General features: G+C 70.9%; 16 protein-coding genes. 6 read left to right on the top strand and 10 right to left on the bottom strand.

Features of this window, described 5'->3' with window-relative positions:
- Positions 1–105 precede the first annotated feature (105 nt).
- Positions 106–702 (bottom strand): M48 family metallopeptidase, encoded by a 597-nt coding sequence (locus tag AB0I18_RS13580; RefSeq protein WP_363105604.1) that lies wholly within the window; start codon positions 700–702, stop codon positions 106–108.
- Positions 703–911: 209 nt separating this feature from the next.
- On the opposite strand from AB0I18_RS13580, the gene AB0I18_RS13575 reads away from it, so the two are divergent.
- A complete protein-coding gene (locus AB0I18_RS13575; RefSeq protein WP_363105603.1) occupies positions 912–2,105 on the top strand; it encodes a TOMM precursor leader peptide-binding protein in 1,194 nt (397 codons plus the stop codon).
- A complete protein-coding gene (locus AB0I18_RS13570; RefSeq protein WP_363105602.1) occupies positions 2,098–3,483 on the top strand; it encodes an AarF/ABC1/UbiB kinase family protein in 1,386 nt (461 codons plus the stop codon). The genes AB0I18_RS13575 and AB0I18_RS13570 overlap by 8 nt, the downstream gene beginning before the upstream one ends.
- A 188-nt stretch (positions 3,484–3,671) precedes the next feature.
- Here AB0I18_RS13570 and AB0I18_RS13565 read toward each other — a convergent pair whose 3' ends face one another.
- The 4 genes from AB0I18_RS13565 to AB0I18_RS13550 form a co-directional block, all read right to left on the bottom strand.
- Positions 3,672–3,995, bottom strand: a complete 324-nt coding sequence (locus AB0I18_RS13565; protein WP_363105601.1) for a hypothetical protein — start codon at positions 3,993–3,995, stop codon at positions 3,672–3,674.
- Entirely contained in the window at positions 3,992–4,360 is a 369-nt protein-coding gene (locus tag AB0I18_RS13560) for a WhiB family transcriptional regulator (protein WP_363105600.1), read from the bottom strand. Before AB0I18_RS13560 ends, AB0I18_RS13565 begins: the two co-directional genes overlap by 4 nt.
- Before the next feature lie 174 nt (positions 4,361–4,534).
- On the bottom strand, positions 4,535–4,852 hold the full coding sequence (locus AB0I18_RS13555) for a hypothetical protein (RefSeq protein WP_363105599.1): 318 nt from the start codon (positions 4,850–4,852) through the stop codon (positions 4,535–4,537).
- A 162-nt stretch (positions 4,853–5,014) separates the two neighbouring features.
- Positions 5,015–7,339: an ATP-dependent DNA helicase UvrD2 gene (locus AB0I18_RS13550; protein ID WP_363105598.1), complete on the bottom strand. Its 2,325-nt coding sequence runs from the start codon at positions 7,337–7,339 to the stop codon at positions 5,015–5,017.
- Between the two features lie 44 nt (positions 7,340–7,383).
- Between AB0I18_RS13550 and AB0I18_RS13545 the strand changes: the two genes are divergently transcribed.
- Positions 7,384–7,626 (top strand): mycoredoxin, encoded by a 243-nt coding sequence (locus AB0I18_RS13545; protein ID WP_363105597.1) that lies wholly within the window; start codon positions 7,384–7,386, stop codon positions 7,624–7,626.
- A gap of 12 nt (positions 7,627–7,638) precedes the next feature.
- On the opposite strand, the gene nudC is transcribed toward AB0I18_RS13545, so the two are convergent.
- From nudC to AB0I18_RS13520, 5 genes are all read right to left on the bottom strand, one after another.
- The gene (gene nudC, locus AB0I18_RS13540) at positions 7,639–8,586 is read right to left on the bottom strand and encodes an NAD(+) diphosphatase (RefSeq protein ID WP_363105596.1); all 948 of its coding nucleotides are present in this window, start codon (positions 8,584–8,586) and stop codon (positions 7,639–7,641) included.
- Between the two features lie 86 nt (positions 8,587–8,672).
- The gene (locus AB0I18_RS13535) at positions 8,673–10,076 is read right to left on the bottom strand and encodes a dipeptidase (RefSeq protein ID WP_363105595.1); all 1,404 of its coding nucleotides are present in this window, start codon (positions 10,074–10,076) and stop codon (positions 8,673–8,675) included.
- A gap of 10 nt (positions 10,077–10,086) precedes the next feature.
- Positions 10,087–13,671, bottom strand: coding sequence for an ATP-dependent DNA helicase (locus AB0I18_RS13530; protein WP_363105594.1), 3,585 nt, complete (start codon positions 13,669–13,671; stop codon positions 10,087–10,089).
- A 135-nt stretch (positions 13,672–13,806) separates the two neighbouring features.
- Positions 13,807–17,517: a UvrD-helicase domain-containing protein gene (locus tag AB0I18_RS13525; protein ID WP_363105593.1), complete on the bottom strand. Its 3,711-nt coding sequence runs from the start codon at positions 17,515–17,517 to the stop codon at positions 13,807–13,809.
- A 402-nt stretch (positions 17,518–17,919) separates the two neighbouring features.
- Positions 17,920–18,285, bottom strand: a complete 366-nt coding sequence (locus tag AB0I18_RS13520; RefSeq protein ID WP_363105592.1) for an MGMT family protein — start codon at positions 18,283–18,285, stop codon at positions 17,920–17,922.
- A gap of 185 nt (positions 18,286–18,470) precedes the next feature.
- Here AB0I18_RS13520 and AB0I18_RS13515 point away from each other — a divergent pair, with 185 nt between their 5' ends.
- From AB0I18_RS13515 to AB0I18_RS13505, 3 genes are all read left to right on the top strand, one after another.
- A complete protein-coding gene (locus tag AB0I18_RS13515) occupies positions 18,471–21,248 on the top strand; it encodes a lysylphosphatidylglycerol synthase domain-containing protein (protein ID WP_363105591.1) in 2,778 nt (925 codons plus the stop codon).
- Between the two features lie 152 nt (positions 21,249–21,400).
- Entirely contained in the window at positions 21,401–22,951 is a 1,551-nt protein-coding gene (locus tag AB0I18_RS13510) for an alpha/beta hydrolase (protein WP_363105590.1), read from the top strand.
- Positions 22,952–23,115: 164 nt separating this feature from the next.
- A complete protein-coding gene (locus tag AB0I18_RS13505; protein ID WP_363105589.1) occupies positions 23,116–24,678 on the top strand; it encodes an alpha/beta hydrolase in 1,563 nt (520 codons plus the stop codon).
- The last annotated feature ends 135 nt before the right edge of the window (positions 24,679–24,813 follow it).

The raw sequence follows: 24,813 nt of genomic DNA, 5'->3' as shown, positions 1-24,813 counted from the left end.
ACGGCAAAATCCAGCCGCGGACGAAGCCGGTACAGACCCGGTACAGAAACCCTGCTTCCTGCCATCCCGGCCGGATCTCCGCAGGCTCTCGGCGTCAGATCGACGTCACTCGCCGCGCGTTGCCGGCAGGTGGGGCAGCCGGTCGGCGGCGACCACTCCTTCGAGGTAGCCGCGGGCCCGCTCGGTGCGCGGATAGGCCTCCAGGAGCCGCCAGAAGTCGGGACCGTGGCCGGGCACGAGCAGGTGCGCGAGCTCATGGACCAGGACGTAGTCGACGACGTATTCCGGCATGCCCTGCAACCGGTGCGAAAGGCGGATACTGCCCTCGGCCGGGGTGCACGAGCCCCAGCGCGTGTTCTGATTGGTGACCCAGCGGACGGAGGCCGGCCGGGCCCGGCCGTCGAAGTACTGGTCGGAGAGCCGGGCGGCGCGCTCGGCCAGCTCCGCGTCACCGAGAAACCGCTTGTTCTCCTGGGCAGCGAGTTTGTCGAGCATGACGCTCACCCAGCGCTGCTCCTCCGCCTCGGACATCCGGGCGGGGATGAGCACGACGGTGCGATCGCCTTCGCGGTACGCGGAGACCGTTCTGCGCCGTCGCGCGCTCCTGCGGACCTCGATCGCGCTCGCCCGCGAGCCGCTTGGCGGCTGGCTCGTCGTGCTGCGCTGTGGGTTTCCGGCGCGGTGCAGTGGGTCGGCGGGCACGCCCCGACGTTACCCGTTGCACATGGTGGAAGTCCCGCCTCCGGGACGCATCGATGCCGAACCGCACCCCACGCGCTCGATTTGTACGACGAATATCCACCGCCTGTGGATAACTTTCGGCACGCGACGGGCAATGCGGGCATCCTGACATTCGACCGGCGGAGCACGACGGCCACGCCGGCGACAACGGGGTTGTACAGGGGACAGTCATGCATCCGACGGTGAAACCCGCGCTGCGGCGCGGGTGGCGGGATCTCAACACCGTGCAGTTCGGGATGGCAACCGCACACGCGATGGTGCTCGGCCCGATGGACACGGCAACGGGCAGTTTCCTGACGTTGCTCGACGGAACACGCGGGCTTCCTCTCCTACGCGACGAGGGGCGCCGCATGGGTCTGCCCGACGGGCATGTCGACGGCCTCGTGGAGCGGCTGGCCCGGGCGGGTCTGCTGGACGACGCGACGGGCGGCGGCCCGGCCGCCGACGCCCTGCGCGGGAAACCGGCGGTCCTGGACAGACTGCGACCCGACCTCGCCTCGCTCTCCCTGGTCGCCTCCGAACCCGGCGACGGCATGCGCCGACTGGCGGCCCGCCGCTCACTGCGGGTGCAGGTACGGGGCGCGGGCCGGGTGGGGGTGGTCCTGGCCGCGGCCCTGGCGGGCGCGGGCGTGGGCCGGGTCGACGTGCAGGACGGCGGCTGCGTCGAGCCGTGGGACGTGGCACCCGGCGGGCTGCCCGTGGAATCCATCGGCGAGCGGCGGGACGAGGCCGCACGGCGTGCGGTGCGCCGGGCGGCGCCGGACCGCCCGCCTCGGCGCGGCGGCGACCGGTCGGCTTACGAGGAAGGGAACCCTGGTCTCTCCCTGGTGATCATCGCGCCCCGGGACGGCCTCGCTGTCCACGCACCCGACCCTGCGGAGGCCGAGACGCTGATCGACTCCGGAACAGCCCATCTGTACGCCGGGGTCGTGGAAGGCACCGGAGTCGTCGGCCCGCTGGTGCTGCCCGGCGACACGGCCTGCGCGGGCTGTCTGGACCACGGGCGCACCGAGCGGGACCCGACCTGGCCGCGCCTGCTCGCCCAGTGGCGCTCCGGACAGGCCCGCCATGTGCCACCGTGCGACCTGACACTGTCGGCCACGGTCGCCGGGCTGGCCGCGGGCCACGCGCTCGCTTTCCTGGACGGGGAGCTACCGTCGAGTACGGGGGCTCGCTGGGAGGTCTCGGTGCCCGGTTTCGTCTGGCACGCTCGACCGGTCCGGCCGCATCCCGCATGCTCCTGCGGGACCGCGGAGAGAGCTAAAGGGGAGCAGACCTCGGAGGACGAAGGGCCGCACGAGACAATGTCCGGGCAACAGCCGCAAGCGGCACGGCTGTCCGGTACTTGGAGGGCGCATGTCTGATCTTCCCCGGAAGGCGGTCACCCGAACCGCCAAGCTCGCCGCACTACCGCTCGGCTTCGCCGGGCGGGCGACCTGGGGACTCGGCAAACGGATCGGCGGCAAGTCCGCGGAGCTCGTGGGCCGCGAGCTGCAACAGCGCACGGCAGAGCAGTTGTTCAAAGTGCTCGGTGAGCTCAAGGGCGGCGCGATGAAGTTCGGGCAGGCCATGTCCGTCTTCGAGTCGGCACTGCCGGAGGAGGTCGCCGGACCCTACCGAGCGGCGCTGACGAAGCTCCAGGAGGCGGCCCCTCCGATGCCGACGCGCACGGTGCACTCCGTGCTCGACGAACGGCTCGGCGAGGACTGGCACGACCTGTTCCTGGAATTCGAGGACAAGCCCTCCGCGGCCGCCTCGATCGGACAGGTCCACCGGGCGGTCTGGCACGACGGCCGGGAAGTCGCGGTCAAGGTGCAGTATCCCGGGGCGGGCGAGGCACTGCTGTCCGACCTGAACCAGCTCAGCCGTTTCGCCCGCCTGCTCGGCCCGTTGATTCCCGGCATGGACATCAAGCCGCTCATCGCGGAGCTGCGCGACCGGGTGTCCGAAGAGCTCGACTACGCCCTGGAGGCACAGGCTCAGCAAGCGCACGCGGACGAGTTCGCGGACGACCCCGATGTGCTGGTGCCGGCCGTGGTCCACCAGTGCGAGCAGGTGCTGGTGACGGAGTGGATCGACGGGATACCCCTGTCCGAGGTGATCACCGACGGCACCCAGGAGCAGCGGGACCGGGCGGGCCAGCTCCTGGCCCGCTTCCTCTTCTCCGGCCCGTCCCGCACCGGCCTGCTGCACGCCGACCCGCATCCGGGCAACTTCCGCCTCCTGCCCATCGACCCCGAAGACCCCGACGGCGAGGGCGGCTGGCGGCTTGGCGTCCTCGACTTCGGCACGGTGGACCGCCTCCCGGGCGGCCTGCCGTCGACGATCGGCGACTCGCTGCGCATGACCCTCGACGGCGATGCCGAGTCGGTCTACGACCTGCTTCGCGACGAGGGCTTCGTCAAGGAGTCCATAGAACTCGACCCGGACGCGGTCCTGGACTACCTGCTGCCCATCATCGAGCCGGCCCAGGTCGACGAGTTCGCCTTCAGCCGAGGCTGGATGCGCAGCCAGGCGGCCCGAGTGGCCGACCCCCGCTCCCCCGCGCACCAACTCGGCAAGCAGCTCAACCTGCCCCCGGCTTACCTCCTCATCCACCGGGTGACGCTGAGCACGATCGGTGTGCTGTGCCAGCTGGGTGCGACGGTACGACTGCGGGACGAACTTGAGGAGTGGCTGCCGGGATTCGTCTCGGAGGACGAGCCGACGCTGGAGGAGGGGGACTCGGCGGCTGAGGCGTGAGTTCGGGATGTTGTCCGTGAGTTCGGGGTGCCGTTTTTGAGGGTGAGCGGCCCGGGGAGACGCGTCCCGCGACGGCGACAGCTTCGGAATCGGCAGATCTAGGCACAACGCACCGCGGGGGCCGGTCCGTTCGGACCGGCCCCCGCGACAGCGGTTGCTTCTGTTGCCTGCCGTTGCGTGGACGGCTTTTACTGCATGACTGCCATGGCCAGAGCGCGGCGGGCGCGCAGGGACGCGCGCTCGGCGCGGCGCTGCATGCGGCGGGCCGCCATCAGGCGCTGCGCCCGGCGTTCCTGCTCGGCCTCATGCAGTCGCTCGTGCATATGCGCACGAGCCAGGGCTTCTGGGATGAGTTGCATCTCTCGGGTCCTGTTCTGGCGCGAGTCGCTCGCGCCGGTGGTGGTGAAGTCTGGGATTGCGGAGCCGTTGGGCTCGTTGGTGGTCGGCTTCATCGGGGCCTGTTTCCTGGGGTCGTGCGTCAGGGGGCGATCGATCGTTCCTGTGATGTTCATGCCGCAACCGGGTTCTTGCGCGGGCGGCCACGCGGCCGCTTCCGGGCGACAACGACACCCTGGACGAAGAGCTCGCCGCCCCAGACACCCCAGGGCTCACGTCGCTCCTTGGCGCCGGCGAGGCAGGCCTCGATCAGCGGGCAGGTGCGGCAGAGGGCCTTGGCGTACTCGACATCGGCCGGCGACTCGGCGAAGAAGACCTCCGGGTCGTTGGACCGGCAGGGAACGGGTACGCCGAGGTTCTCGATGGCGTCGTCGAGCGCGGTGAGCGCAGTGAGCGGGATCAAGGTGGAGTCCTCCGTGAGGCCGGGCGGGGGGATCGTTTCGGAAGGCGGTACGGACGGGGCGTGCGCTTCGAGTTGCACGGTTGGTTTTCCTCGTCTGGTCGTGCCGGCCGGTTGGCCGGTTGGCGGCTGGTACCGGGTTCTTTTCTTGTCCCGAGGCCCCTTCGCTCCGCCGTCCCCGGTCGGGGACAAACAGAAGGGCCGCGGATCCCGGGTGGGGTTCCGCGGCCCTGAAGGCGCCGGCCTGATCGTCGATCAGGCTGGATCACTCCAGGGTTCAGGCCCACGGAAGGCCCACAGCGTGTGATGCGTCTGCTTGGTGGCTCCGGCACCGGCGGCCGCAAAGGCATAGGCCTGCGCCTGTGCCTCTACTGCTTCCAGTGCCTTCATCGGTCGCTCATTGCGCTCACGGACGGGAAGGACCGCGAGAGACACGGAGGACGCCGGCCGGACGGCGGGAATGCCGGACAGACCGGTGCCCAGGTTCGAGAAGCCGAGCAGGCACGTGGAGACGACCGAGCGATCGGTCATTTTGGCGGTGATGACGGAGCTGCTGTTGATGATGCTGATCACTGGAATCGCCTCCTCTCGGCGTCTCTGGGACCGGGCGAGCCGGTCCGTCGGTTATTAAGTACAGCACGGAACCAGTGCCTTGGAGAAGGCCGCCGTTTCCGTGGTTTAGAACCTATGGGGATTGCTGGGGCATGCGCAAACTATTTTTTCGACGAGTTTGAATCAGTCCTCACCCTCGCCTTCCTCAAGCGTCTGACCTGCACAGATGGCGAGCACGTCGGCTCCGTAGCGGTTGAGCTTGCGTACGCGGACCCCGGGGATGCGGGCCAGCTCGGCCGGGCCGGACGGCACTGTCTCGGCGATGGCCATCAGCGTCTTGTCCGTGAAGACACAGAAATCCGGCTGCCCACTGCGCTCCGCCTGGACCGCTCGCCACTCGCGCAACCGCTCGTAGAGGCCCTCGTCCATGTCGGAGGGGCAGTCCTCGCAGCGCATCAGTTTCATCTCGCCGGCGTCGCTGAGAGTGCGGCCGCAGACGCGGCAGCGGGCCGGGGTGCGGTTGGCCCTTCGTGTGACGCCGGCGACGCTGCCCGCGGTCCCGCGCTCGACGCCGCTCGAGCCGCCGAGGCCGGCCGGCCCGCCGCCGCGGGTCGCGGTGGCGGTGGAGCCGGGGCGCAGGCCGTCGAGGAAGCGGCTGGGGCGCCGGTTGGCGCGGCCGCCTGGTGAGCGGGACAGTGCCCAGGAGACGGAGAGGTGTTCTCTGGCCCGGGTGACACCGACGTAGAGGAGGCGGCGCTCCTCCTCGACCTGCTCCTCGGTCTTCGCGTAGCTGATCGGCATCATGCCTTCGGCGACACCGACCAGGAAGACGACGTCCCACTCCAGGCCCTTGGCGGAGTGGAGCGAGGCGAGAGTGACGCCTTGGACGGTCGGAGCGTGCTGGGCGCCGGCGCGTTCGTCGAGCTCGGCCACGAGGTCACCGAGGGTGGCGTCCGGTTTGGCGGTGGCGAAGTCCTGGGCCAGGTGCGCGAGGGCGGCGAGGGACTCCCAGCGCTCTCTGACGGCCCCGGAGCCCGCCGGAGGCTCATGGGTCCAGCCGTCTCCCGACAGGACGGCTCGCACCTGCGAGGGCAGGTCGGGGGCGTCGTCGAGGAGGGAGTCGTTGCCCCCGAAGCGGGCTGCCCCGCGCAGGGCGTGGATGGCCCGCTTCACTTCGGGTCGGTCGAAGAAGCGTTCGGCTCCCCGCAGTTGGTAGGGCACTCCGACGTCCGCGAGGGCTTGTTCGTAGATCTCGGACTGCGAGTTCGTACGGAAGAGGATCGCGATCTCGCCTGCGGGGACGCCGGAGGCGATGAGGCCGCGGATGCGGCGGGCGGCGCCTTCGGCCTCGGCGGGCTCGTCGGTGTACTCGGCGTAGGCGGGCTCGGGGCCCGGGGCGCGCTGGGAGATCAGCTCCAGGCGGTGGTCGGCGGCGCGGCCGCGGGCCTGGGAGAGGAGGCCGTTGGCGAGGTGGACGACCTGAGGGGTGGAGCGGTAGTCGCGGACCAGTTTGACGACGGTGGCTCCGGGGTGGCGGGTGCGGAAGTCGAGGAGATGGTCGGGGGTCGCGCCGGTGAACGAGTAGATCGTCTGGCTGGCGTCGCCGACGACGCAGAGGCTGTTGCGTTCGCCGAGCCACAGTTCGAGGAGGCGCTGCTGGAGGGGGCTGACGTCCTGGTATTCGTCGACCACGAAGTGCTGGTACTGGGCGCGGACCGCTTCGGCGATGTCGTGCTGGTCCTGGAGGATGGCGACGGTGAGCAGCAGGACGTCTTCGAAGTCGATGACGCTGCGGTCGCGTTTGAGGTCTTCGTACGCGGCGTAGAGCTGGGCGATCTCGGCGCGGTTGCGGGGGGCTTCGCGGCCGGCCTTGGCCGCGGCGGCCGCGTAGTCGGCGGGGACGGTCTGGGTGACCTTGGACCACTCGATCTCGGCGGTGACGTCGCGCAGCTCGCCTCGGTCGAGGCGGACGCGGCAGGCGGCCGCGGCGTCGGCGACGAGCTGGATCTTGCGGTCGACGATTCGGGGGAGGCTGCCACCGACTGCTTTCGGCCAGAAGTACTGGAGCTGGCGCAGGGCGGCGGAGTGGAAGGTGCGGGCCTGGACGCCGGAGGCGCCGAGCTGGCGGAGGCGGCCGCGCATCTCGCCGGCGGCGCGGTTGGTGAAGGTGACGGCGAGCACGCTGGAGGGCTGGAGGATCCCGGCGCGCACCCCGTAGGCGATGCGGTGGGTGATGGCGCGGGTCTTGCCCGTACCGGCTCCCGCCAGCACGCACACCGGGCCGTGCAGGGCGGTGGCGACCTCGCGCTGCTCGGGGTCGAGCCCTTCAAGTACCGCGTCGGCCGTGTCAGGGGCCTGCGGGAAGAGGGTGGAATGCGTTGCTGCTGTCACCCCGCCATGCTGCCAGGTCGGCGGAGACGGGTGTGCCGGTTGTCCACAGGGAGGCGCTTGCAGTCGTACTAATGCGGCAGGCGCCCGGGAATGGCGGCCCGGTCGCGTACGTTCCATCCACTGCGAAGACGCACCCCCAGCAGCGAAGGAGCACGAGAGACATGCCGGGCACTGTGACGATGTACAGCACGACGTGGTGTGGCTACTGCCGTCGGCTGAAGAGCCAGATGGACCGCGAGGGCATCGCGTACACCGAGATCAACATCGAGCAGGACCCGGCGTCGGCGGCGTTCGTGGAGAAGGCGAACGGCGGAAACCAGACGGTTCCCACCGTCCTCTTCCCGGACGGGTCGACGCTGACGAACCCTTCGCTGGCGCAGGTCAAGCAGAAAGTCGGCGTGTAGGCGGTTCGTGCCTCAGACGGCTGATCCCCGCGTCGGCAGGGGTTTGCCGTACCAGAGTTCGATCAGGCGGGCCGCGATCGAGATGCCGTACGGAGGCAGGACCTCCCCGCACTCGAAGGCGGCCCGCAGGTCTTCGCGGGAGAACCAGCGCGCCTCCTCGATCTCCTCGCCGTCGACGGTGATATCCGCCGACGTGGCACGGGCCGTGAAGCCGAGCATGAGGCTGGAGGGGAAGGGCCAGGGCTGGCTGGCGACGTATTCGACCTCGCCGACCGTGACGCCGACTTCCTCGAAGACTTCTCGGCGGACCGACTGCTCGATGGACTCGCCGGGTTCGACGAAGCCCGCGAGGGTCGAGAAGCGGCCTTCGGGCCAGTGCACCTGGCGGCCGAGCAGGATGCGGTCCTCGTCGTCCGTCACTGCCATGATCACGGCGGGGTCGGTGCGCGGGTAGTGCTCGGCGCCGCAGGCGGGGCAGCGGCGGATGTGGCCGGCGGCGGCGATCACGGTGCGTTCGCCGCAGCGTGAGCAGAAGCGGTGCAGGCGCTGCCAGTTCTCCAGGGCGACGGCGTGCACCATGAGGCCCGCGTCGCGGGGCGACAGGAGCAGACCGGCTTCGCGCAGGCCCGCCGCCCGCGCGGACTGGTCCATGCGGCCGGGCAGTGAGTCCTTCTGGAGTGCGAAGTAGCTGACGCCGTCGTCGTCGGTGCCCAGGAAGTAGCGGTGTGCTTCGGTGAGGGGGGCTTCGAAGGACGGGGTCATGACGAGTTCGGTGGTGCCGTCCGTCGTCTCGTCGATGAGGACCTGGCCGCCGGAGACCACGAAGGCGCGGGTGGTGGGGTGGCTCCACGCCGCGGCGAGCCAGGCCTCGTCGAGCCGGTGGTGGGCGGCCCGGTCGATGCCGCTCGGGGCGGTGAGCGAGATGGGACGGTCGGCGGTGTGGTCGGTCCAGGTGGTCACGGGTGCTTCCAACTCCCCCGGTGGAACGGTTATTTCGGCGGGTGATTCAGCCGGATGTGCGGCGGGGCGGGTGCGGAGGGGCTTTTTCAGTGTGCATCTCGCCAGTTCTGGGCCAGGTCGCCCCACAGGTAAGCGGTGGTTTCGACGCCCTTGAGGAGCAGGTCGATCTCGACCTTCTCGTTGGGGGCGTGCCAGCCGTCGGACGGGACCGAGATGCCGAGGAAGAGCACCGGTGCGGCGAGGACTTCCTGGAGGTCGGCCGCGGGCCCCGAACCGCCCACGCGGGTGAAGCGGATCTCCTGCTCGAAGGCGCGGCCCATGGCGCGTACGACGGACTGCAGGGCCGGGTGGTCGAGGGGCGTCAGGCACGGGCGGGTGGCCGCGCTGAAGGTGATCTCGTGGCTGATTCCGGCGGGTAGCTGTTCGACGGCCCAGACGCGGACGGCCTTCTCGATGCGGTCGGGGTCCTGTCCGTCGACCAGCCGGAAGGAGAGCTTCACCATCGCCGAGGACGGGATGATCGTCTTGCTGCCGGGGCCCTGGTAGCCGCCGCCGATGCCGTTGACCTCGGCCGTGGGGCGGGCCCAGAGGCGCTCCAGGGTGGTGCGTCCGGCCTCTCCGTAGAGGGCCGACGACCTGGCCGTACGCAGCCACTGCTCCTCGTCGAAGGGCAGTTCGGCGAAGAGTTCGCGCTCGCGGTCACCGAGTTCGGCGACGCCTTCGTAGAAACCGGGGATCGCCACGCGCGCGTGCTCGTCGTGCAGGGCGGCGACGAGGCGGGCGGCCACGGTGGCGGGGTTCGGTACGGCGCCGCCGAAGGCGCCGGAGTGGATGTCCTGGTCGGGCCCGTACAGCGTGATCTCGCACTCGGCGAGGCCGCGCATGCCGGTGCACACCGTGGGGGTGTCCTCGGACCACATGCTGGTGTCGGAGACGATCACGGCATCGGCGGCAAGGCGTTCCCGCCGTGATTCGAGGAGGGCGCGGAAGTGCGGGGAGCCGGACTCCTCCTCGCCCTCGATGAGCAGCTTCAGATGGACGGCGGGAGCGGTGCGACCGGTGGCGGCGAGGTGGGCGCGGACTCCGAGTGTGTGGAAGAACACCTGGCCCTTGTCGTCGGCGGCCCCGCGCGCGTAGAGGCGGTTTCCTTGGACGACGGGTTCGAAGGGGTCGGTGTCCCAGCCGTCCTCGCGGGCGGCGGGCTGTACGTCGTGGTGTCCGTAGACGAGGACCGTGGGTGCCTGCGGGTCGTCGGAGGGCCACTCGGCGAAGACCGCGGGGGCGCCGGGGGTGGCCCAGACCTCGGTGGTCGGGAAGCCGGTCTCCAGGAGTTTGGCGGCGAGCCAGTCGGCGCTGCGCCGTACGTCCGCCGCGTGGTCGGGCTGCGCCGACACGGACGGGATGCGCAGCCACTCGGCGAGGTCGTCGAGGAAGGCCGCACGGTGGTGCTCGATGTACGTGCGGACGGCGCTGTCCGGAGTCGTGCTCATGGCCACGAGCCTATCCGTCCACGCGAGCGTGCTGGTCCGGCGGTTCCTCGAGGGCCCCGTCGGGTGCTTCCTCCAGGAGGAGCCGTTCCAGTGCCGCCCGGTCCGGCAGGTTCTCGGGGCGGTCGATCTCGCCGCTGCGCACGTACAGGAAGGCGGCCTGTACGGATTCCAGCGGTACGTCGTGCTGCTCGGCCCAGGCGAGTCGGTAGAGGGCGAGCTGGAGGGGGTCGGCGGTGCGGGTGCGGTTGGTCTTCCAGTCGACGATGTCGTACGTCGCTTCGTCGCCGTCGCCTTCTTTGTAGACGGCGTCGATACGGCCTCGTACGACGCGTCCGGCGATCGCGAGCTGGAAGGGGGCCTCGACACGGTGCGGGGTGCGGTGGGCGTACGGGGTGCGTTCGAAGGCGTCCTTGAGGGCTTCCAGGTCGCGCTCGTCGGCGATCTCAGCCTCGCTGCCGGGTAGTTCTTCGGGCTCCAGCATGGGCAGCCGCAGTTCTTCGAAGCGGGCTTCGACCCAGGCGTGGAAGCGGGTGCCGCGGCGGGCGGCCGGCTGGGGCGGGCGCGGCATGGGGCGGGCGAGTTCCTGTGCGAAGGCGTCCGGGTCGGCGGCCAGGCGCAGCAGCTGGGACGCGGTCAGGGAGGCGGGCAGGGTGACGTCCGTGACGCTCTGCCGGGCGCGCAGGAGTTCTCCGGTGAGGGCGTCGAGGTCGCGGTCCCAGGAGGCGAGGGTGCGGGCTTCTTCGGGGGTGAGGCGGGTGGTCTCTGGAGGGTGCGGGCGGGCGTCGGGGGCCGGGGTGGGGTGCGGGACCTTCGGCCGGTTCCGTGTCCATGACTCCCAGTCGCCCGGGTCGGCGTCCGCGGAATCGGCTTCTCCGTAGTGCGCGACTTCGGAATCGGCCTCCTTGTAGGGGAGCGCGTCATAAGCGGGCTCGTCGGTGTACCGAGGCTCATCCGCGAAGTCGTCTTCCCCGTAAGGGGGCTCGTCGTCCTCGGGCTCCTCGGGCGGAGGCGGCCAGTCCGGATCGTCGTACGGGCCCGGGGCGTCGTGGGCCGAGGGGTGAGCCGTCTCATGGGAGTGGCCGGACTCCAGCCGGCCGGACTCCAGGTGGGCGAGCACCGTCTGGGCGGCCGCCCGCCGGCGGGCCATCGCGGTGTCGTCCAGCGGGAGCGGCCAGGCGTGGTCGCCGCCGGCCTCGTGGAGTGCCGGGTTCTCCTCGTTCTCCTCGGGTTCGTCCGCCCAGGCCTCGATCTCACCGTGCCCGGCCGTGCAGTGCTCGTACAGCGCGTCCAGGAAGTCGGAGGGGCCGCGGGGCTTCTTCTGGGAGGGGCCCCACCAGTGGCCGGAGCCGAGCAGCAGGGAGCGTGGGCGGGTGAACGTCACGTAGCCCAGGCGGAGTTCCTCGGTGCTCTGGTGGTCCTTCATGGCCTCGTGGAAGGCCTTCATGCTCCGGGAGTCCCACGCGTCGATGTCGGGCAGCGTGTCGGCGTCGCCGCGCAGTTCGTGCGGCAGGACCTTGCCCTGGGATGTCCACTTCTCCCGGCCCTGGGTGCTGGGGAACGTTCCGGTGACCAGTCCGGGGACCGCCACGACGTCCCACTCCAGGCCCTTGGACTTGTGCGCGGTGAGCACCTTGACGGTGTTCTCGCCGCCGGGCAGGGCATTGTCGAGGCCCTTCTCGTACTGGGCGGCGGTGCGCAGGAAGCCGAGGAAGGCGAGGAGGGAGGCCTCGTTTTCGTTGGCGGCGAAGGACGCGGCGATGTCCAGGAAGTTGGAGAGGGTCTCGCGGCGGCGGGCGGCCAGGGCGTGCGGGGACGCGGAGAGCTCCACCTCCAGGCCGGTGGTGGCGAGCACCCGGTGCAGGACGTCCATCAGGGGGTCGGCGAGCGAGCGGCGCAGGTCGCGCAGTTCGGTGGCGAGCCGCGCGAACCGTACGCGCGCGTCGGTCGAGAAGGGCAGCCCGTCGTCGTCCCCGTCGCCTCCCAGGGGCGTCTCCAGGAACGTGTCGAGGGCGTCGGCGAGTGAGATCACCTCGGCCGGGTCGACTCCCTCGACGGCCGCGGCGAGCCGCCGGTCCGGGTCGTCGTCGGCCCCCACGCGCGCGTGCGACACGAGGAGCCGGGCGCGGCGTCCCAGCAGGGCGAGGTCCCGGGCGCCGATGCGCCAGCGCGGCCCGGTGAGCAGGCGGACCAGCGAGGCGTTGGCTCCGGGGTCCTGGAGGACCTCGCAGACGGCGACCAGGTCGGCGACCTCGGGCAGGTGCAGCAGCCCGGAGAGGCCGACGACCTCCACGGGGATGTCACGGGCGACGAGCGCGCCCTGAATCTGGGCGAAGTCGGTCGCGGTGCGGCACAGGACGGCGATCTCTCCAGGTGCCTTTCCGGTGCGTACAAGATGGGCGATGGAGTCGGCGAGCCAGGCCATCTCCTCGGCGTGGGTGCGCAGCAGTGCGCAGCGCACCATGCCGTCACGCTCGGCTCCGGGGGCCGGGCGCAGGGCCTCCACGCCCGCGTGCATGGCGCGCAGGGGCTCGGCGAGGCCGTTGGCGAGGTCGAGGAGGCGGCCGCCGCTGCGGCGGTTCTCACTGAGCGACTGGCGGGTCGCGGGGCGGCCGTCGGTGTGGGCGAAGTGCTCGGGGAAGTCGTCGAGGTTGGCCACGGAGGCGCCGCGCCAGCCGTAGATCGCCTGGCAGGGGTCGCCGACGGCGGTCACCGGGTGGCCCGTACCACCGCCGAACAGGCCCGCCAGGAGAATCCGTTGGGCCACCGAGGTGTCCTGGTACTCGTCGAGCAGCACCACCCGGAACTCGTCGCGCAGGATGCCGCCGACCTCGGGCCGGGTGCGGGCGAGGGTCGCCGAGAGGGCGATCTGGTCGCCGAAGTCGAGGAGGTCGCGCTCGCGCTTGGCCGCTCTGTAACGGGTCACCAGCTCGGCCAGTTCACGCCGGGCGGCGGCCGTCTCCGGGACTTTGCGCAGGTCGGCGTTGCTGAGCTTGGCGCTCTCCAGATCACGCAGCAGCGTGGCGTCGTACGCGCGCAGCTCCTCGGGGCGTACGAGGTGTTCGGCGAGTTCGGAGTCGAGGGTGAGGAGGTCGCTGACCAGGTCGGGGAAGGAGCGGGTGAGCGCCGGGTAGGGGCCGGGTGCCTCGCGCAGGACGCGCGCGGCGAGCTGGTAGCGGGTCGCGTCGGCGAGCAGACGCGCGGTGGGTTCGAGCCCGATGCGCAGCCCGTGGTCGGTCAGCAGACGGCCCGCGAAGGCGTGGTACGTGGAGATGACCGGCTCGCCCGGCGGGTTGTCCGGGTCGATGACGTCCGGGTCGGTGACGCCGGCTCTGATCAGGGCCTTCCGTACCCGCTCGGCGAGTTCGCCCGCCGCCTTGTTGGTGAACGTCAGGCCGAGGACCTGCTCGGGCGCGACCTGCCCGGTGCCCACCAGCCACACCACGCGCGCCGCCATCACGGTGGTCTTGCCGGAGCCCGCTCCGGCCACGATCACCTGCGGCGCGGGCGGTGCGGTGATGCAGGCCGTCTGCTCCGGGGTGAACGGGATGCCGAGGAGCTCCTTGAGCTGCTCGGGATCAGTGATACGGGCTGGCACGTGAGAGAGGCTAGCCGTGCCCACTGACAGTCGGTGCCGTATCGGTGGCCGGGCCGGAGGATGTCCTGGTCAGCACGCGTGGTGCGGTACGTCACTTCCGATACGGCTTGACGACGCGGCGACCCGGGGCAGGGGTCACTCGACCACGTGCCGCCCCTCGGGCCGGGCGCTGCACGAGGCCCGGAACGCGCAGTGCGTGCAGTGCTGGCCGGTGCTCGGCGTGAACCGTTCGTCGAGGACCTTGCCCGCGGCGGTGGCGAGGAGGTCGCCGACCCACTCTCCCTCCAGCGGTGCCTGTGCCTGCACCTTGGGGAGGGTCTCGCCGCCGTCCTTCTTGGGGGCGCCCTGACGGAGCTGGACGAGTTCCGCGCCTCCCGGTTCGGGGCGTTCACCCTCGAAGGCCTCGTCGACGGCGCCCTCGCGGACGGCGAGCTGGTAGACGGCGAGCTGTGGATGGTGGGCGACGTCGGCGGCGCTCGGCGCCTGTTTGCCTGTCTTGAAGTCGACTACGTAGGCGCGGCCTTCGGCGTCGGTCTCGACGCGGTCCATGGAGCCGCGGATACGTACTTCGTAGGAGCCCGCTTCGAGGGTGACGTCGAAGTCGTGCTCGCTGGCCACCGGGGTGCGTCCGGCGCGGGCGCCGTTGGAGTCGACATGCCACTTCAGGAAGCGTTCGAGCGCCACGCGCGCGTGCTCCTTCTCCTGCGCCGACTTCCAGGGCGCGTCGAAGGCGAGCGCGTTCCACACGGAGTCGAGACGCTCCATGAGGACGGCGAGGTCGGCAGGGGTGCGGCCGGAGGCGACCTCGTCGGCCAGGACGTGCACCACGTTGCCGAAGCCCTGGGCGGCTGTCGCGGGCGCGTCGGCCTTCACCTCGCGGCCGAGGAACCACTGCAGGGCGCAGGTGTTGGCGAGCTGGTCGAGGGCGCTCCCGGAGAGCACGACGGGGTGGTCGCGGTCGCGCAGCGGCACCTTGCTCTCGGTCGGCTCGTACATGCCCCACCAGCGGTAGGGGTGCGCGGACGGCACGAGGGGGCGGCCGTCCTCGTCGCCGAGCGCGGCGAGCCTGGCGAGGCGGTGGGCCGCGGCCTCCCTGAGGGTGTCCGAGACGCGGGGGTCGACCGTCGTGGCGCGCAGTTCGGCGACGAGCGCGGCGACGGACAGGGGGCGGCGGGGGCGGCCCGTTATGTCCTTGGGCTCGACGCCGAGTTCGGTGAGGAAGCGGGAGGGCTGGTCGCCGTCGTCGGCAGGGGCCTTCACGGCGGTGACGACGAGGCGTTCACGCGCGCGCGTGGCGGCCACGTAGAACAGGCGGCGCTCCTCGGAGAGGAGCGCTCCGGGGCTGAGGGGCTCCGCGAGGCCGTCGCGTCCGATGCGGTCGGCCTCCAGGAGCGAGCCGCGGCGGCGCAGGTCCGGCCACAGGCCTTCCTGGACACCCGCGACGACGACCAGACGCCACTCCAGGCCCTTGGAGCGGTGCGCGGTCATCAGGCGTACGGCGTCGGGGCGTACGGCCCTGCGGGTGAGCGTGTCGGCCGCGATGTCCTGGGCCTCCACCTCCTCAAGGAAGTTGAGGGCGCCACGGCCGCCGGTTCGCTCCTCCGCACGGGCCGCCGTCGCGAACAGCGCGCACACCGCGTCGAGGTCGCGGTCCGCGTTGCGGCCGGCCGCGCCGCCGCGCCGCGCCGCCCGTTCCAGGCGCTGCGGCCAGGGCGTGCCGTCCCACAGCTCCCAGAGCGCCTCCTCGGCCGTGCCGCCGCCCGCGAGGCGCTCCCGTGCCTTCCGCAGCAGGGCGCCCAGACGCTGGGCTCCGCGGGCGTACGACGGGTCGTGGGCGATCAGCCGCTCCGGCTCGGCCAGCGCCCGCGCCAACAGTTCGTCGGAGGGCGGCGGCACAAGGTTGCCCGCGGCGCGCTCCTCTTCGCGCAGGGCGCGGCCCAGGCGGCGCAGATCGGCGGCGTCCATGCCGGCCAGCGGCGACGCAAGGAGGGAGAGCGCGGTTTCGATGTCGAGCCAGGGCTTTTCGGGGGCGGGCTCTTCCGATGCGGGTTCTTCGGGCGGTCGGACTTGCTCAAGAGTTCCGGGCTCGGCGGGTGTTCCGGGCTCGTCAGGTGCTTCGGGCTCGTCAGGTGCTTCGGGCTCAGCGTCCGATGCGGGTTCCTCGGGTGATCGGGCCTGCTCAGGTGCCTCGGGTCCCGCGGACGATCCGGGCTCCCCAGGTGCTTCGGGCGCCGCGTCCGATGCGGGTGCCTCGGGCGGCCGGACCTGCCCAGGTGTTTCGGGCTCGGCGTGCGATCCGGGCTCCTCAGGTTTTCCGGATTCCCCGGACGATCCGGGCTCCACAAGTTCTTCAGGCGCCCCGGACGACCCGGAATCCCCGGGTGAGTCGGGCTCCCCTGATGACTTGGCCTCCCCTGATCCGAAGCCTTCGGATTGAGGCCCGCCGGGCTCGGACTCCTCCGGGTCGGCACCTTTGGGTTCAAGTTCCTCGGCAACGGCCGCTTCCGGCCCCTCGGCCGCGTTCCCAGCCGTCTCGGCCGTCTCCCCCAGCTCCGCCGCCGCCACTGCCTTGAGCGCCGTCAGGAGCGGCGTCACCGCCGGTTCGTGGCGCAGGGGCAGGTCGTCACCGTCGATGTCGAGGGGCACACCGGCCGCGGTGAGGGCCCGGCGGATCGTCGGGATGGTGCGGGAGCCGGCGCGTACCAGGACGGCCATGTCGCTCCAGGGGACGCCGTCCTCCAGGTGGGCGCGGCGCAGGATGTCCGCGATGTTGTCCAACTCGGTGCCAGGGGTCGGGTACGTGTGGACCTCGACTCGGCCGCCGTCCCGTACGGGGGCCAGTTCCCTGTGGGCGCGTACTTTCTCCGCCGGAAGGCGGGTCAGGGGCATGCGCTGGGTCAGCAGGCGAGTGGCCGCCAGCAGGCCGGCGCCCGACCGGCGTGACGTCCTCAGGACCTCGACCGGCGCCGGGGCCCCGTCCGCGCGCGGGAAGGTCTCCGGGAACTCCAGGATGCCGTTCACGTCGGCGCCCCGGAACGCGTAGATCGACTGGTCGGGGTCGCCGAAGGCGACAAGGGTACGGCCGCCGCCCGCGAGGGAGTGCAACAGCCGTACCTGCGCCGGATCGGTGTCCTGGTACTCGTCCACGAACACCGCGTCGTACTGCGCGGCGAGCCGTTCGACCACACCCGGGCGTTGGGCGAGCAGCACCGCGCGGTGGACCAGCTCCGCGTAGTCGAGCACTCCTTGCATGTCGAGAACGTCGAGGTACTCGGCGAGGAACGCGGAGGCCGCGAGCCAGTCGGGCCGGCCGATGCGCCTGGCGAAGACCCGCAGCGCCTCGGGACCGAGGCCCAGTTCGCGACTGCGGGCGAGGACCGCGCGGACCTCGTCGGCGAAGCCGCGTGTGGTCAGGCAGGCACGCAGTTCGTCCGGCCAGCGCACATGAGCGAGACCGAGCCGCTCCAGACCGGGCTGGCCCGCGAGCAGCTCGCGCACCGCCACGTCCTGTTCGGGGCCGGAGAGCAGCCGCAGCGGCTCCACGAACAGATCGCTGTCCTGATGGGCCCGGACCAGGGCGTAGCAGAACGAGTGGAACGTCGTCGCCTGGGGCGCGCGGGCCGCTCCTATGCGCAGCGCCATGCGGTCGCGCAGCTCCACGGCGGCCTTACGGCTGAACGTCAGCACCAGGACCCGCTCGGGGTCCGCGCCGCGAGCGATCCGGGCTGCCACGGACTCCACGAGTGTGGTCGTCTTGCCGGTGCCCGGACCTGCGAGGACGAGCAGGGGGCCACCCCTGTGGTCAACCACCGCGCGCTGCCCTGCGTCCAGCAGAGGGGGATCCACCCGGACCGGTGGGGTACGCACCAGTCGATAAGCGCCACGGGCCCCCTGTCGCCCCTGGGGGTGCGACAGGCGCCTGGTGGAGAAAGAGGAGCTCACGTGGTTCGCCGGTCCTGGTGGGTGTACTCGGGTCTGTCAGTGCGGGCGCGGAGCGCCGTCGTTGAGGGGTACTGGTCGGGCGACGGGTGGGAGAACCGCCCCCGCATGGAAGGCGGTGGCCGCGGGATGAAAGGGAAACGTGCCGTCGACGCTACGCCGGTGGATGCCGTGGAAGCAGGGCTTCCCCTTGTTCCCTCCCGGCACACGTGTCTCCCGCATCACGAACGTACGGCATGTCACGGACGTGCCCCGTTTCCCCCGTACGGGCCACCGGTCCCCCTTCCGGCCGTCCGATGCCGGAAGCTGTCACGTGTGACCTTCCGCGCGTTCCCCGCCGTCCCACCGCGCCCGTCTCATGTCGACACGCGGCTGATGGCCCTCGGAGGCCCTGCTCGCCTCCTTCAGGGGCGTGCCCTCCGCGCGGTAGTGGCCCAGCGCCTCCAGTTCATGGCCCGGGAGCAGCACGCCGTCCGCGCGTATGACGCGCCACCACGGAACGGCTCCTCCGTAGAGGGCCATCACGCGGCCGACCTGTCGCGGGCCTCCCTCCTCCAGCCATTCGGCGACGTCCCCGTACGTCATGACGCGCCCGGGCGGAATCAGTTCGGCAACTTCGAGGACCCGCTCCGCGTACTCCGGCAGGGCGTCCGCCGGAAGGCTCTGCTCGCTCATCCGCCCCATCCTGCCCCAGCCCACCGACAACGTGACGCGGCGGCCACCGTGCGTATCCCTCGCCCCGAATCAGCCCTTGGGACAGACTGTGCGCCCCCGCATCGCACCCTGATGCCCCCCTGTGTCGGCGGGGCATGCCACCATCGTGCGGGCGGTTACTGGTGATACGAGACCAAGAAGAGACGATGAAACAGCAGGGTGTGCACCCCGAAGACGCGGAGGGCACCTCTGAGGTTTCGTCGCGCCCGGACACCGGCGACGATACGGACGAGGGCCCTCCGGACAGGCTCAAGAAGAAGACGGACGCCCGTGGGGAGAGCGGCTCCGAGGAGGCCGACTGCGCCACCGACGACGCCCACCCCGAGGAGGTGGAGGGCGACGAACCGCTGCTCCCCGCGCGCGTGCACCGTCCTTCCGACCTCATGCGCCTCCTGGTGGGTGTCCTCGCGGTCGCCGTGCTGCTGTCGATCGCCGCGTTCGCGCACGGCACGACGTCGGGGCTGGCGCAGGACATCAACAAGGGCACCGACGAGGCGCCCGATCTGCTGATCAAGATCGCGGGGCTCGCGTCGAGCATCGCGATCCTCCTGGTGCCGGTCGCCTTCGCGATCGAGCGGCTGATCAAGCGGGACGGACTGCGTATCGCCGACGGCGTCCTGGCCGCGGTCCTCGCGCACGGAGTGACGCTCGCCACCGACCTGTGGGTCGCCAAGGCCGCCCCGGACTCGATCCAGAAGGCGCTCACGCAGCCCTCACCCGGTGACATCCACGCCCTCACCGACCCGGTGCACGGTTATCTCGCGCCGGTCATCGCGTACATGACGGCGGTCGGCATGTCGCGCCGGCCACGCTGGCGTGCGGTGCTGTGGGTGGTGCTGCTGCTCGACGCCTTCTCCATGCTGGTCACCGGCTACACGACCCCGTTCTCGATCATCCTGACGGTGCTGATCGGCTGGAGTGTGGCGTACGGGACGCTGTACGCGGTCGGCTCACCGAACGTACGGCCCACGGGACGCACCCTGATGGCGGGCCTGCGGCACGTCGGTTTCCGCCCGGTGAGCGCCGCCCGCGAGGAGGTGCCGGAGGCCGCGGAGACCGGGGACCGGGGACGCAGATACTTCGTGACGCTGGAGGACGGCCCACCGCTGGACGTCACGGTGGTCGACCGCGAGCAGCAGGCGCAGGGCTTCTTCTACCGTGCGTGGCGCCGTCTGACGCTGCGCGGGATCACCACGCGCCGGAGTCTCCAGTCGCTGCGCCAGGCCTTGGAGCAGGAGGCCCTGCTCGCGTACGCGGCCATCGCGGCCGGGGCCAACGCACCCAAGCTGATCGCGACCTCCGAGCTCGGCCCGGACGCCGTGATGCTCGTCTACGAGCACATCGGGGGGCGCACGCTCGACTCACTGCCGGACGAGGACATCACCGACGAGCTGCTGCGCGACACCTGGCACCAGGTGCAGGCGCTGCAGTCGAGGCGTATCGCGCACCGCCGGCTCGCCGGCGACGCGATTCTGGTGGATCGTTCCGGCAGGGTGATTCTCACGGATCTGCGCAACGGCGAGATCGCGGCCGGTGAACTGCTGCTGCGCATGGACGTCGCCCAGCTGGTGACCACGCTCGGCCTGCGGGTCGGCGCGAAGCGCGCGGTGGCCTCGGCCGTCGGAGTGCTCGGTCCCGACACGGTCGCGGACTGCCTGCCGATGCTGCAGCCCATCGCGCTGACCCGCTCCCACCGCGCGACGCTGCGGAAACTGGCCCGGGAGCGGTCGCAGCGCGAACGGGACGCGGTGCTTGAGGCCTCACGGCAGGCCAAACTGGCCCGCGCCGCGGAGCACGAGAGCACGCCCGAGGACACCAGGCCCGTTCTCGAGAAGCCCGCCAAGAAGGCCGTACGGGCCGAAATGCGGGCCGAGAAGCGCGCCATCGACGAGGCTCTGGAGGAGGCACGCGAGGAGGATCTGCTCACTCAGATCCGCCACCAGGTGCTGCTGATCAGGCCACAGGCGCCGGTCGAGCCGGCCCGCCTGGAACGCATCCGGCCGCGCACGCTGATCAGTTTCATCGCCGGCGCGTTCGGCGCGTACTTCCTTCTGACACAGCTCACCCACATCGAGTTCGCCACGCTCTTCGACGAGGCCGAGTGGGGCTGGGTCGCCGCGGCCGTGCTCTTCTCCTCGCTGAGCTACTTCGCGGCGGCCATGAGCCTGCTGGGCTTCGTGCCCGAACGGGTGCCGTTCATGCGGGCCGTGGCGGCGCAGGTCGCCGGGTCCTTCGTGAAGATCGTGGCGCCCGCGGCAGTGGGCGGCGTCGCCCTCAACACGCGCTTCCTGCAGCGTGCGGGGGTACGGCCGGGGCTCGCGGTGGCGAGTGTCGGCGCGTCGCAGCTGTTCGGGCTCGGCGCTCACATCCTGATGCTGCTGTCCTTCGGCTATCTGACCGGCACCGAGAAGACGCCCTCCTTGTCGCCGTCCAGGACGGTCATCGCGGGTCTGCTGACCGTCGCGGTGCTCGTCCTCGTGGTGACCTCGGTGCCGTTCCTGCGGAAGTTCATCGTCACGCGCGTGCGGTCGCTTTTCGCGGGTGTCGTACCGCGCATGCTCGACGTGCTGCAGCGGCCGCAGAAACTCATCACCGGCATCGGCGGCATGCTTCTGCTGACGGCCTGCTTCGTGATGTGTCTCGACGCGTCGGTCCGGGCGTTCGGCACCGAGGACATGCCCACGATCAGCATCGCCAGCGTCGCCGTGGTCTTCCTCGCCGGAAACGCGCTGGGTTCCGCGGCGCCCACCCCGGGCGGCGTGGGCGCGGTCGAGGCGACCCTCACCGTAGGCCTGATCGCCGTCGGGCTCCCCAGTGAGGTCGCGGCGCCCGCGGTGCTCCTCTACCGGCTGCTCACGCTGTGGCTGCCCGTGCTGCCGGGCTGGCTGTTCTTCAACCATCTGACCCGCAAGGGCGCACTCTAGAAGCACGTCCCCACTCCGCACACCCCACAAAACGCGCTCCACGCGTGCGTGCCACCTGCCACACCCAGGGCATGCGGTCTCCGTACGCGAGGCTCTCACCCGCACGGACCGCGCCCCGAGCGTCACGTCCCGAGCGACCTCAGGATGGAGACATGCCAAACCCTTCCCCGCTGCGCGCCGCTGCCCTGACCGCCACCGCCGTCCTGCTCGCCGCGGCCCTCAGCGGATGCGGCGACGACGGCGGTGCCAAGGACGAGGACCTGTCGGCGCAGAAGCTCAGCTGGAAGGACTGCCCGGCACCGTCCGCCTCCCAGGGAGGCGGAGACGCCCCGTCACCCCTGCCGAACGGCGGCACCTGGAAATGCGCGACCTTGAAGGCGCCCCTCGACTGGGACAAGCCCGAGGGCGACACAATCGGACTCGCGCTGATCCGCGCGGAGGCGAGCGGCGCCAAGGACAAGCGCATCGGCTCACTGGTCTTCAACTTCGGCGGCCCGGGCGGCTCCGGGGTAACCACGCTCCCCGCGTTCGGCCAGGACTACGCGCAGCTGCGCACCCGCTACGACCTGGTCAGTTTCGACCCACGCGGTGTCGGACGGAGCGCGGGCGTGAAGTGCGAGAGCGACGAGCAGCTCGACGCGTACTTCCAGCAGGACGCCACCCCGGACGACCCCGCCGAGCAGAAGGCACTCCTGGACAGCACGAAGGAGTTCAACTCGGCTTGCGAGAAGAACTCGGGCAAGACCCTCCCGTACGTGCGCACCACCGACGCGGCCCGCGACATGGACCTCATGCGCCAGGTCCTCGGTGACGACAAGCTGCACTACTTCGGCATCTCGTACGGCACCGAACTGGGCGGCGTGTACGCCCATCTGTTCCCCAAGAGGGTGGGCCGGGCCGTCTTCGACGCGGTCGTGGACCCGACGCAGGACGCGGAACAGGGATCGCTCGGGCAGGCCAGGGGGTTCCAGCTCGCGCTCGACAACTTCGCCGAGGACTGCATCTCGAAGGAGAACGACTGCCCGCTCGGCGACAGCGTGCAGAACGTCAAGGACCGGATCGCCAAGCTGCTCCGGGACCTCGACAGCAGGCCGATCCCGGGCGCATTCCCGCGTGAACTGACCCAGACCGCCGCCACCAGCGGCATCGCGCAGGCGCTGTACTCCCAGGACTTCTGGGAATACCTCACCGAAGGGCTGCAGCAGGCGTACGACGGTGACGGCAGGGTTCTGATGCTGCTGGCCGACGCCATGAACGGGCGCGACCAGGACGGTGAGTACAGCAACATCACCGCCGCCAACGTCTCCGTCAGCTGCGCCGACGACAAGGCCCGCTACACCACCGCCGACGTAGAGTCGAAGCTTCCCGAATTCCGCGAGGCCTCTCCCCTCTTCGGCGACTACCTGGCGTGGGGCCTGGCCGGCTGCACCGACTGGGCCGTGCCGGGCGCCGCGGACCATCCGGACGTGAGCGCACCCGGCTCGGCGCCGATCCTCGTGGTCGGCAACACCGGCGACCCGGCGACACCGTACGAGGGCGCCCGCAAGATGGTGGACTCGCTGGGCAGCGGCGTCGGCGTCGAGCTGACGTACAAGGGGCAGGGGCATGGCGCGTACGACAGCGGGAACAAGTGCGTGCGGGACGCGGTGAACGGCTATCTGCTGAACGGCCGGGTCCCGTCGAACGGCACGGTTTGCTCATAGGGCCGACCGGCACGGGTTGCGCGGGAAAACGCGGTACTCTCCCGGAAAAGTCGCAGGTCAGAGAGTTATCCACAGGCCTCCGCGTCACTCACTGCCATCCGCCTACTATGGCCTGACTGTCATCCGCGACATCCGGCGGACGACGTAGCGAGGGGGGAAGGTTCATGGCGCGTTTCGCACGGTGGACGGCTCTGGCCGCCGCCGCGTTGCTGGTGGCCGGCTGCAGCGGCTCGTCCGAGGGCGGTGAGGGCGGGAACGACGGAAACGGAAGCAGGGACAACGGCAAGCCGTCGGCCGCGGCGCCCTCCGGCACGACGTCCGGGCTGCCCGCTTCTCTCACCGCGCAGAAGCTCGACTGGGCCCGCTGCAAGGCCACGTCGACCGGACCCGCACCGGGCGGCGACTGGCGGTGCGCGACGCTCAAGGTGCCACTGGACTGGGCGAAACCGAAAGGCGAGACGATAGGCCTGGCGCTGATCCGCAGTAAGTCGAGCGGCTCCTCGGACGATCGCATCGGTTCACTGCTGTTCAACTTCGGCGGCCCCGGCGGTTCGGGCGTCGACTACCTGCCGCCGTACGGGCCCACGTTCTCCAAGTTCCACGAGCGGTACGACCTGGTGAGCTGGGATCCGCGCGGCGTTTCCGCCAGCGAGGGCGTGCGCTGCCGCAGCAACAAGGACATCCAGGCAGCCGAGTCCGTCGACAACACGCCCGACACAGCCGCCGAGGAGACCACGTATCTGAAGGACGCCATCGACTTCGGCAAGGGCTGCCAGAAGTCGGCCGGCAAGCTCATGGGACACGTCTCGACGACCGACACGGCCCGCGACATGGACCTGATGCGCCATGTCCTCGGTGACCAGAAGCTGCACTACTTCGGCATCTCGTACGGCACCGAACTCGGCGGCGTGTACGCCCACTTGTTCCCCAAGAACGTGGGGCGGCTCGTCCTCGACGCTGTCGTCGACCCGAGCGCGGACATGGTGGGCCACGCCAAGAACCAGGCCACGGGCTTCCAGCGCGCCCTGGAGGGCTACCTCGAGTCCACCGGCCAGGACCCCGAGGAGGGCTCCCGGAAGATCGCCGACCTGCTGAAGCGGATCGACGCCGAGCCACTGCCGACCGCGAGCGGCCGCGACCTCACACAGCAGTTGGCGCTCACGGGCATCGTGTACCCGCTCTACAGCAAGACGGCCTGGCCCACCCTCACCAGCGCGCTCGACGCGGCCGAGGAGGGCGACGGCACCGAGCTGCTGGCGCAGGCCGACGGCTACAACGAACGCGACCCGTCGGGGCGCTACGCCACGGTGACGCATTCACAACGGGTCATATCGTGCTTGGACGACAAGTCTCGGCCCACGCCCGAGGAGGCGAAGAAGCTGCTCCCCGAGTTCCGGAGGATCTCGCCCGTCTTCGGCGAATCCATGGGCTGGGACACAGCCGGCTGGTGCCACGACTGGCCGGTGGCCGGTCAGCACGACACACCGGAGGTGAGCGCGCCCGGGGCGCAGCCCGTCCTGGTGGTGGGCAACACCGGCGACCCGGCGACGCCGTACGAGGGCGCCCGCAAGATGGCGGACGAGCTGGGCAAGGGCGTCGGTGTGCAGCTCACCTGGAAGGGCGACGGGCACGGGGCATACGGGAGTGGGAGCGACTGTGTCGACAGCACGGTGAACGACTACCTGCTGGACGGGACAGTGCCGAAGGACGGCAAGGTCTGCGGCTAGCAGTCCGAGCGGCCGTAGCCTCTGCCGTCGTAGTCCCTGCCGTCGTAGTCCGGGCAACGGAAAAGGGCTCGGCACGTGTCGTGCCGAGCCCCTCCGAAGGAGACGTGCTCCTGATGCGCCGACTGCAGCGCGGCC

It is taken from the genome of Streptomyces sp. NPDC050704, assembly GCF_040654355.1.
GTDB lineage: Bacteria > Actinomycetota > Actinomycetes > Streptomycetales > Streptomycetaceae > Streptomyces.
The sequence above is the reverse complement of the archived record's forward strand: the minus strand, read 5'-3'. Positions and strand labels throughout refer to the sequence as shown.

What these genes read in the sequence shown, in the direction of transcription:
- AB0I18_RS13505 (WP_363105589.1), top strand. Translation starts at nt 23,116, where the DNA reads ATGGCGCGTTTCGCACGGTGGACGGCTCTGGCCGCCGCCGCGTTGCTG.
- AB0I18_RS13570 (WP_363105602.1), top strand. Translation starts at nt 2,098, where the DNA reads ATGTCTGATCTTCCCCGGAAGGCGGTCACCCGAACCGCCAAGCTCGCC.
- AB0I18_RS13545 (WP_363105597.1), top strand. Translation starts at nt 7,384, where the DNA reads ATGCCGGGCACTGTGACGATGTACAGCACGACGTGGTGTGGCTACTGC.
- AB0I18_RS13575 (WP_363105603.1), top strand. Translation starts at nt 912, where the DNA reads ATGCATCCGACGGTGAAACCCGCGCTGCGGCGCGGGTGGCGGGATCTC.
- AB0I18_RS13510 (WP_363105590.1), top strand. Translation starts at nt 21,401, where the DNA reads ATGCCAAACCCTTCCCCGCTGCGCGCCGCTGCCCTGACCGCCACCGCC.
- AB0I18_RS13515 (WP_363105591.1), top strand. Translation starts at nt 18,471, where the DNA reads ATGAAACAGCAGGGTGTGCACCCCGAAGACGCGGAGGGCACCTCTGAG.
- AB0I18_RS13535 (WP_363105595.1), bottom strand. Translation starts at nt 10,076, where the DNA reads ATGAGCACGACTCCGGACAGCGCCGTCCGCACGTACATCGAGCACCAC.
- AB0I18_RS13550 (WP_363105598.1), bottom strand. Translation starts at nt 7,339, where the DNA reads ATGGAACGTACGCGACCGGGCCGCCATTCCCGGGCGCCTGCCGCATTA.
- AB0I18_RS13565 (WP_363105601.1), bottom strand. Translation starts at nt 3,995, where the DNA reads ATGAACATCACAGGAACGATCGATCGCCCCCTGACGCACGACCCCAGG.
- AB0I18_RS13520 (WP_363105592.1), bottom strand. Translation starts at nt 18,285, where the DNA reads ATGAGCGAGCAGAGCCTTCCGGCGGACGCCCTGCCGGAGTACGCGGAG.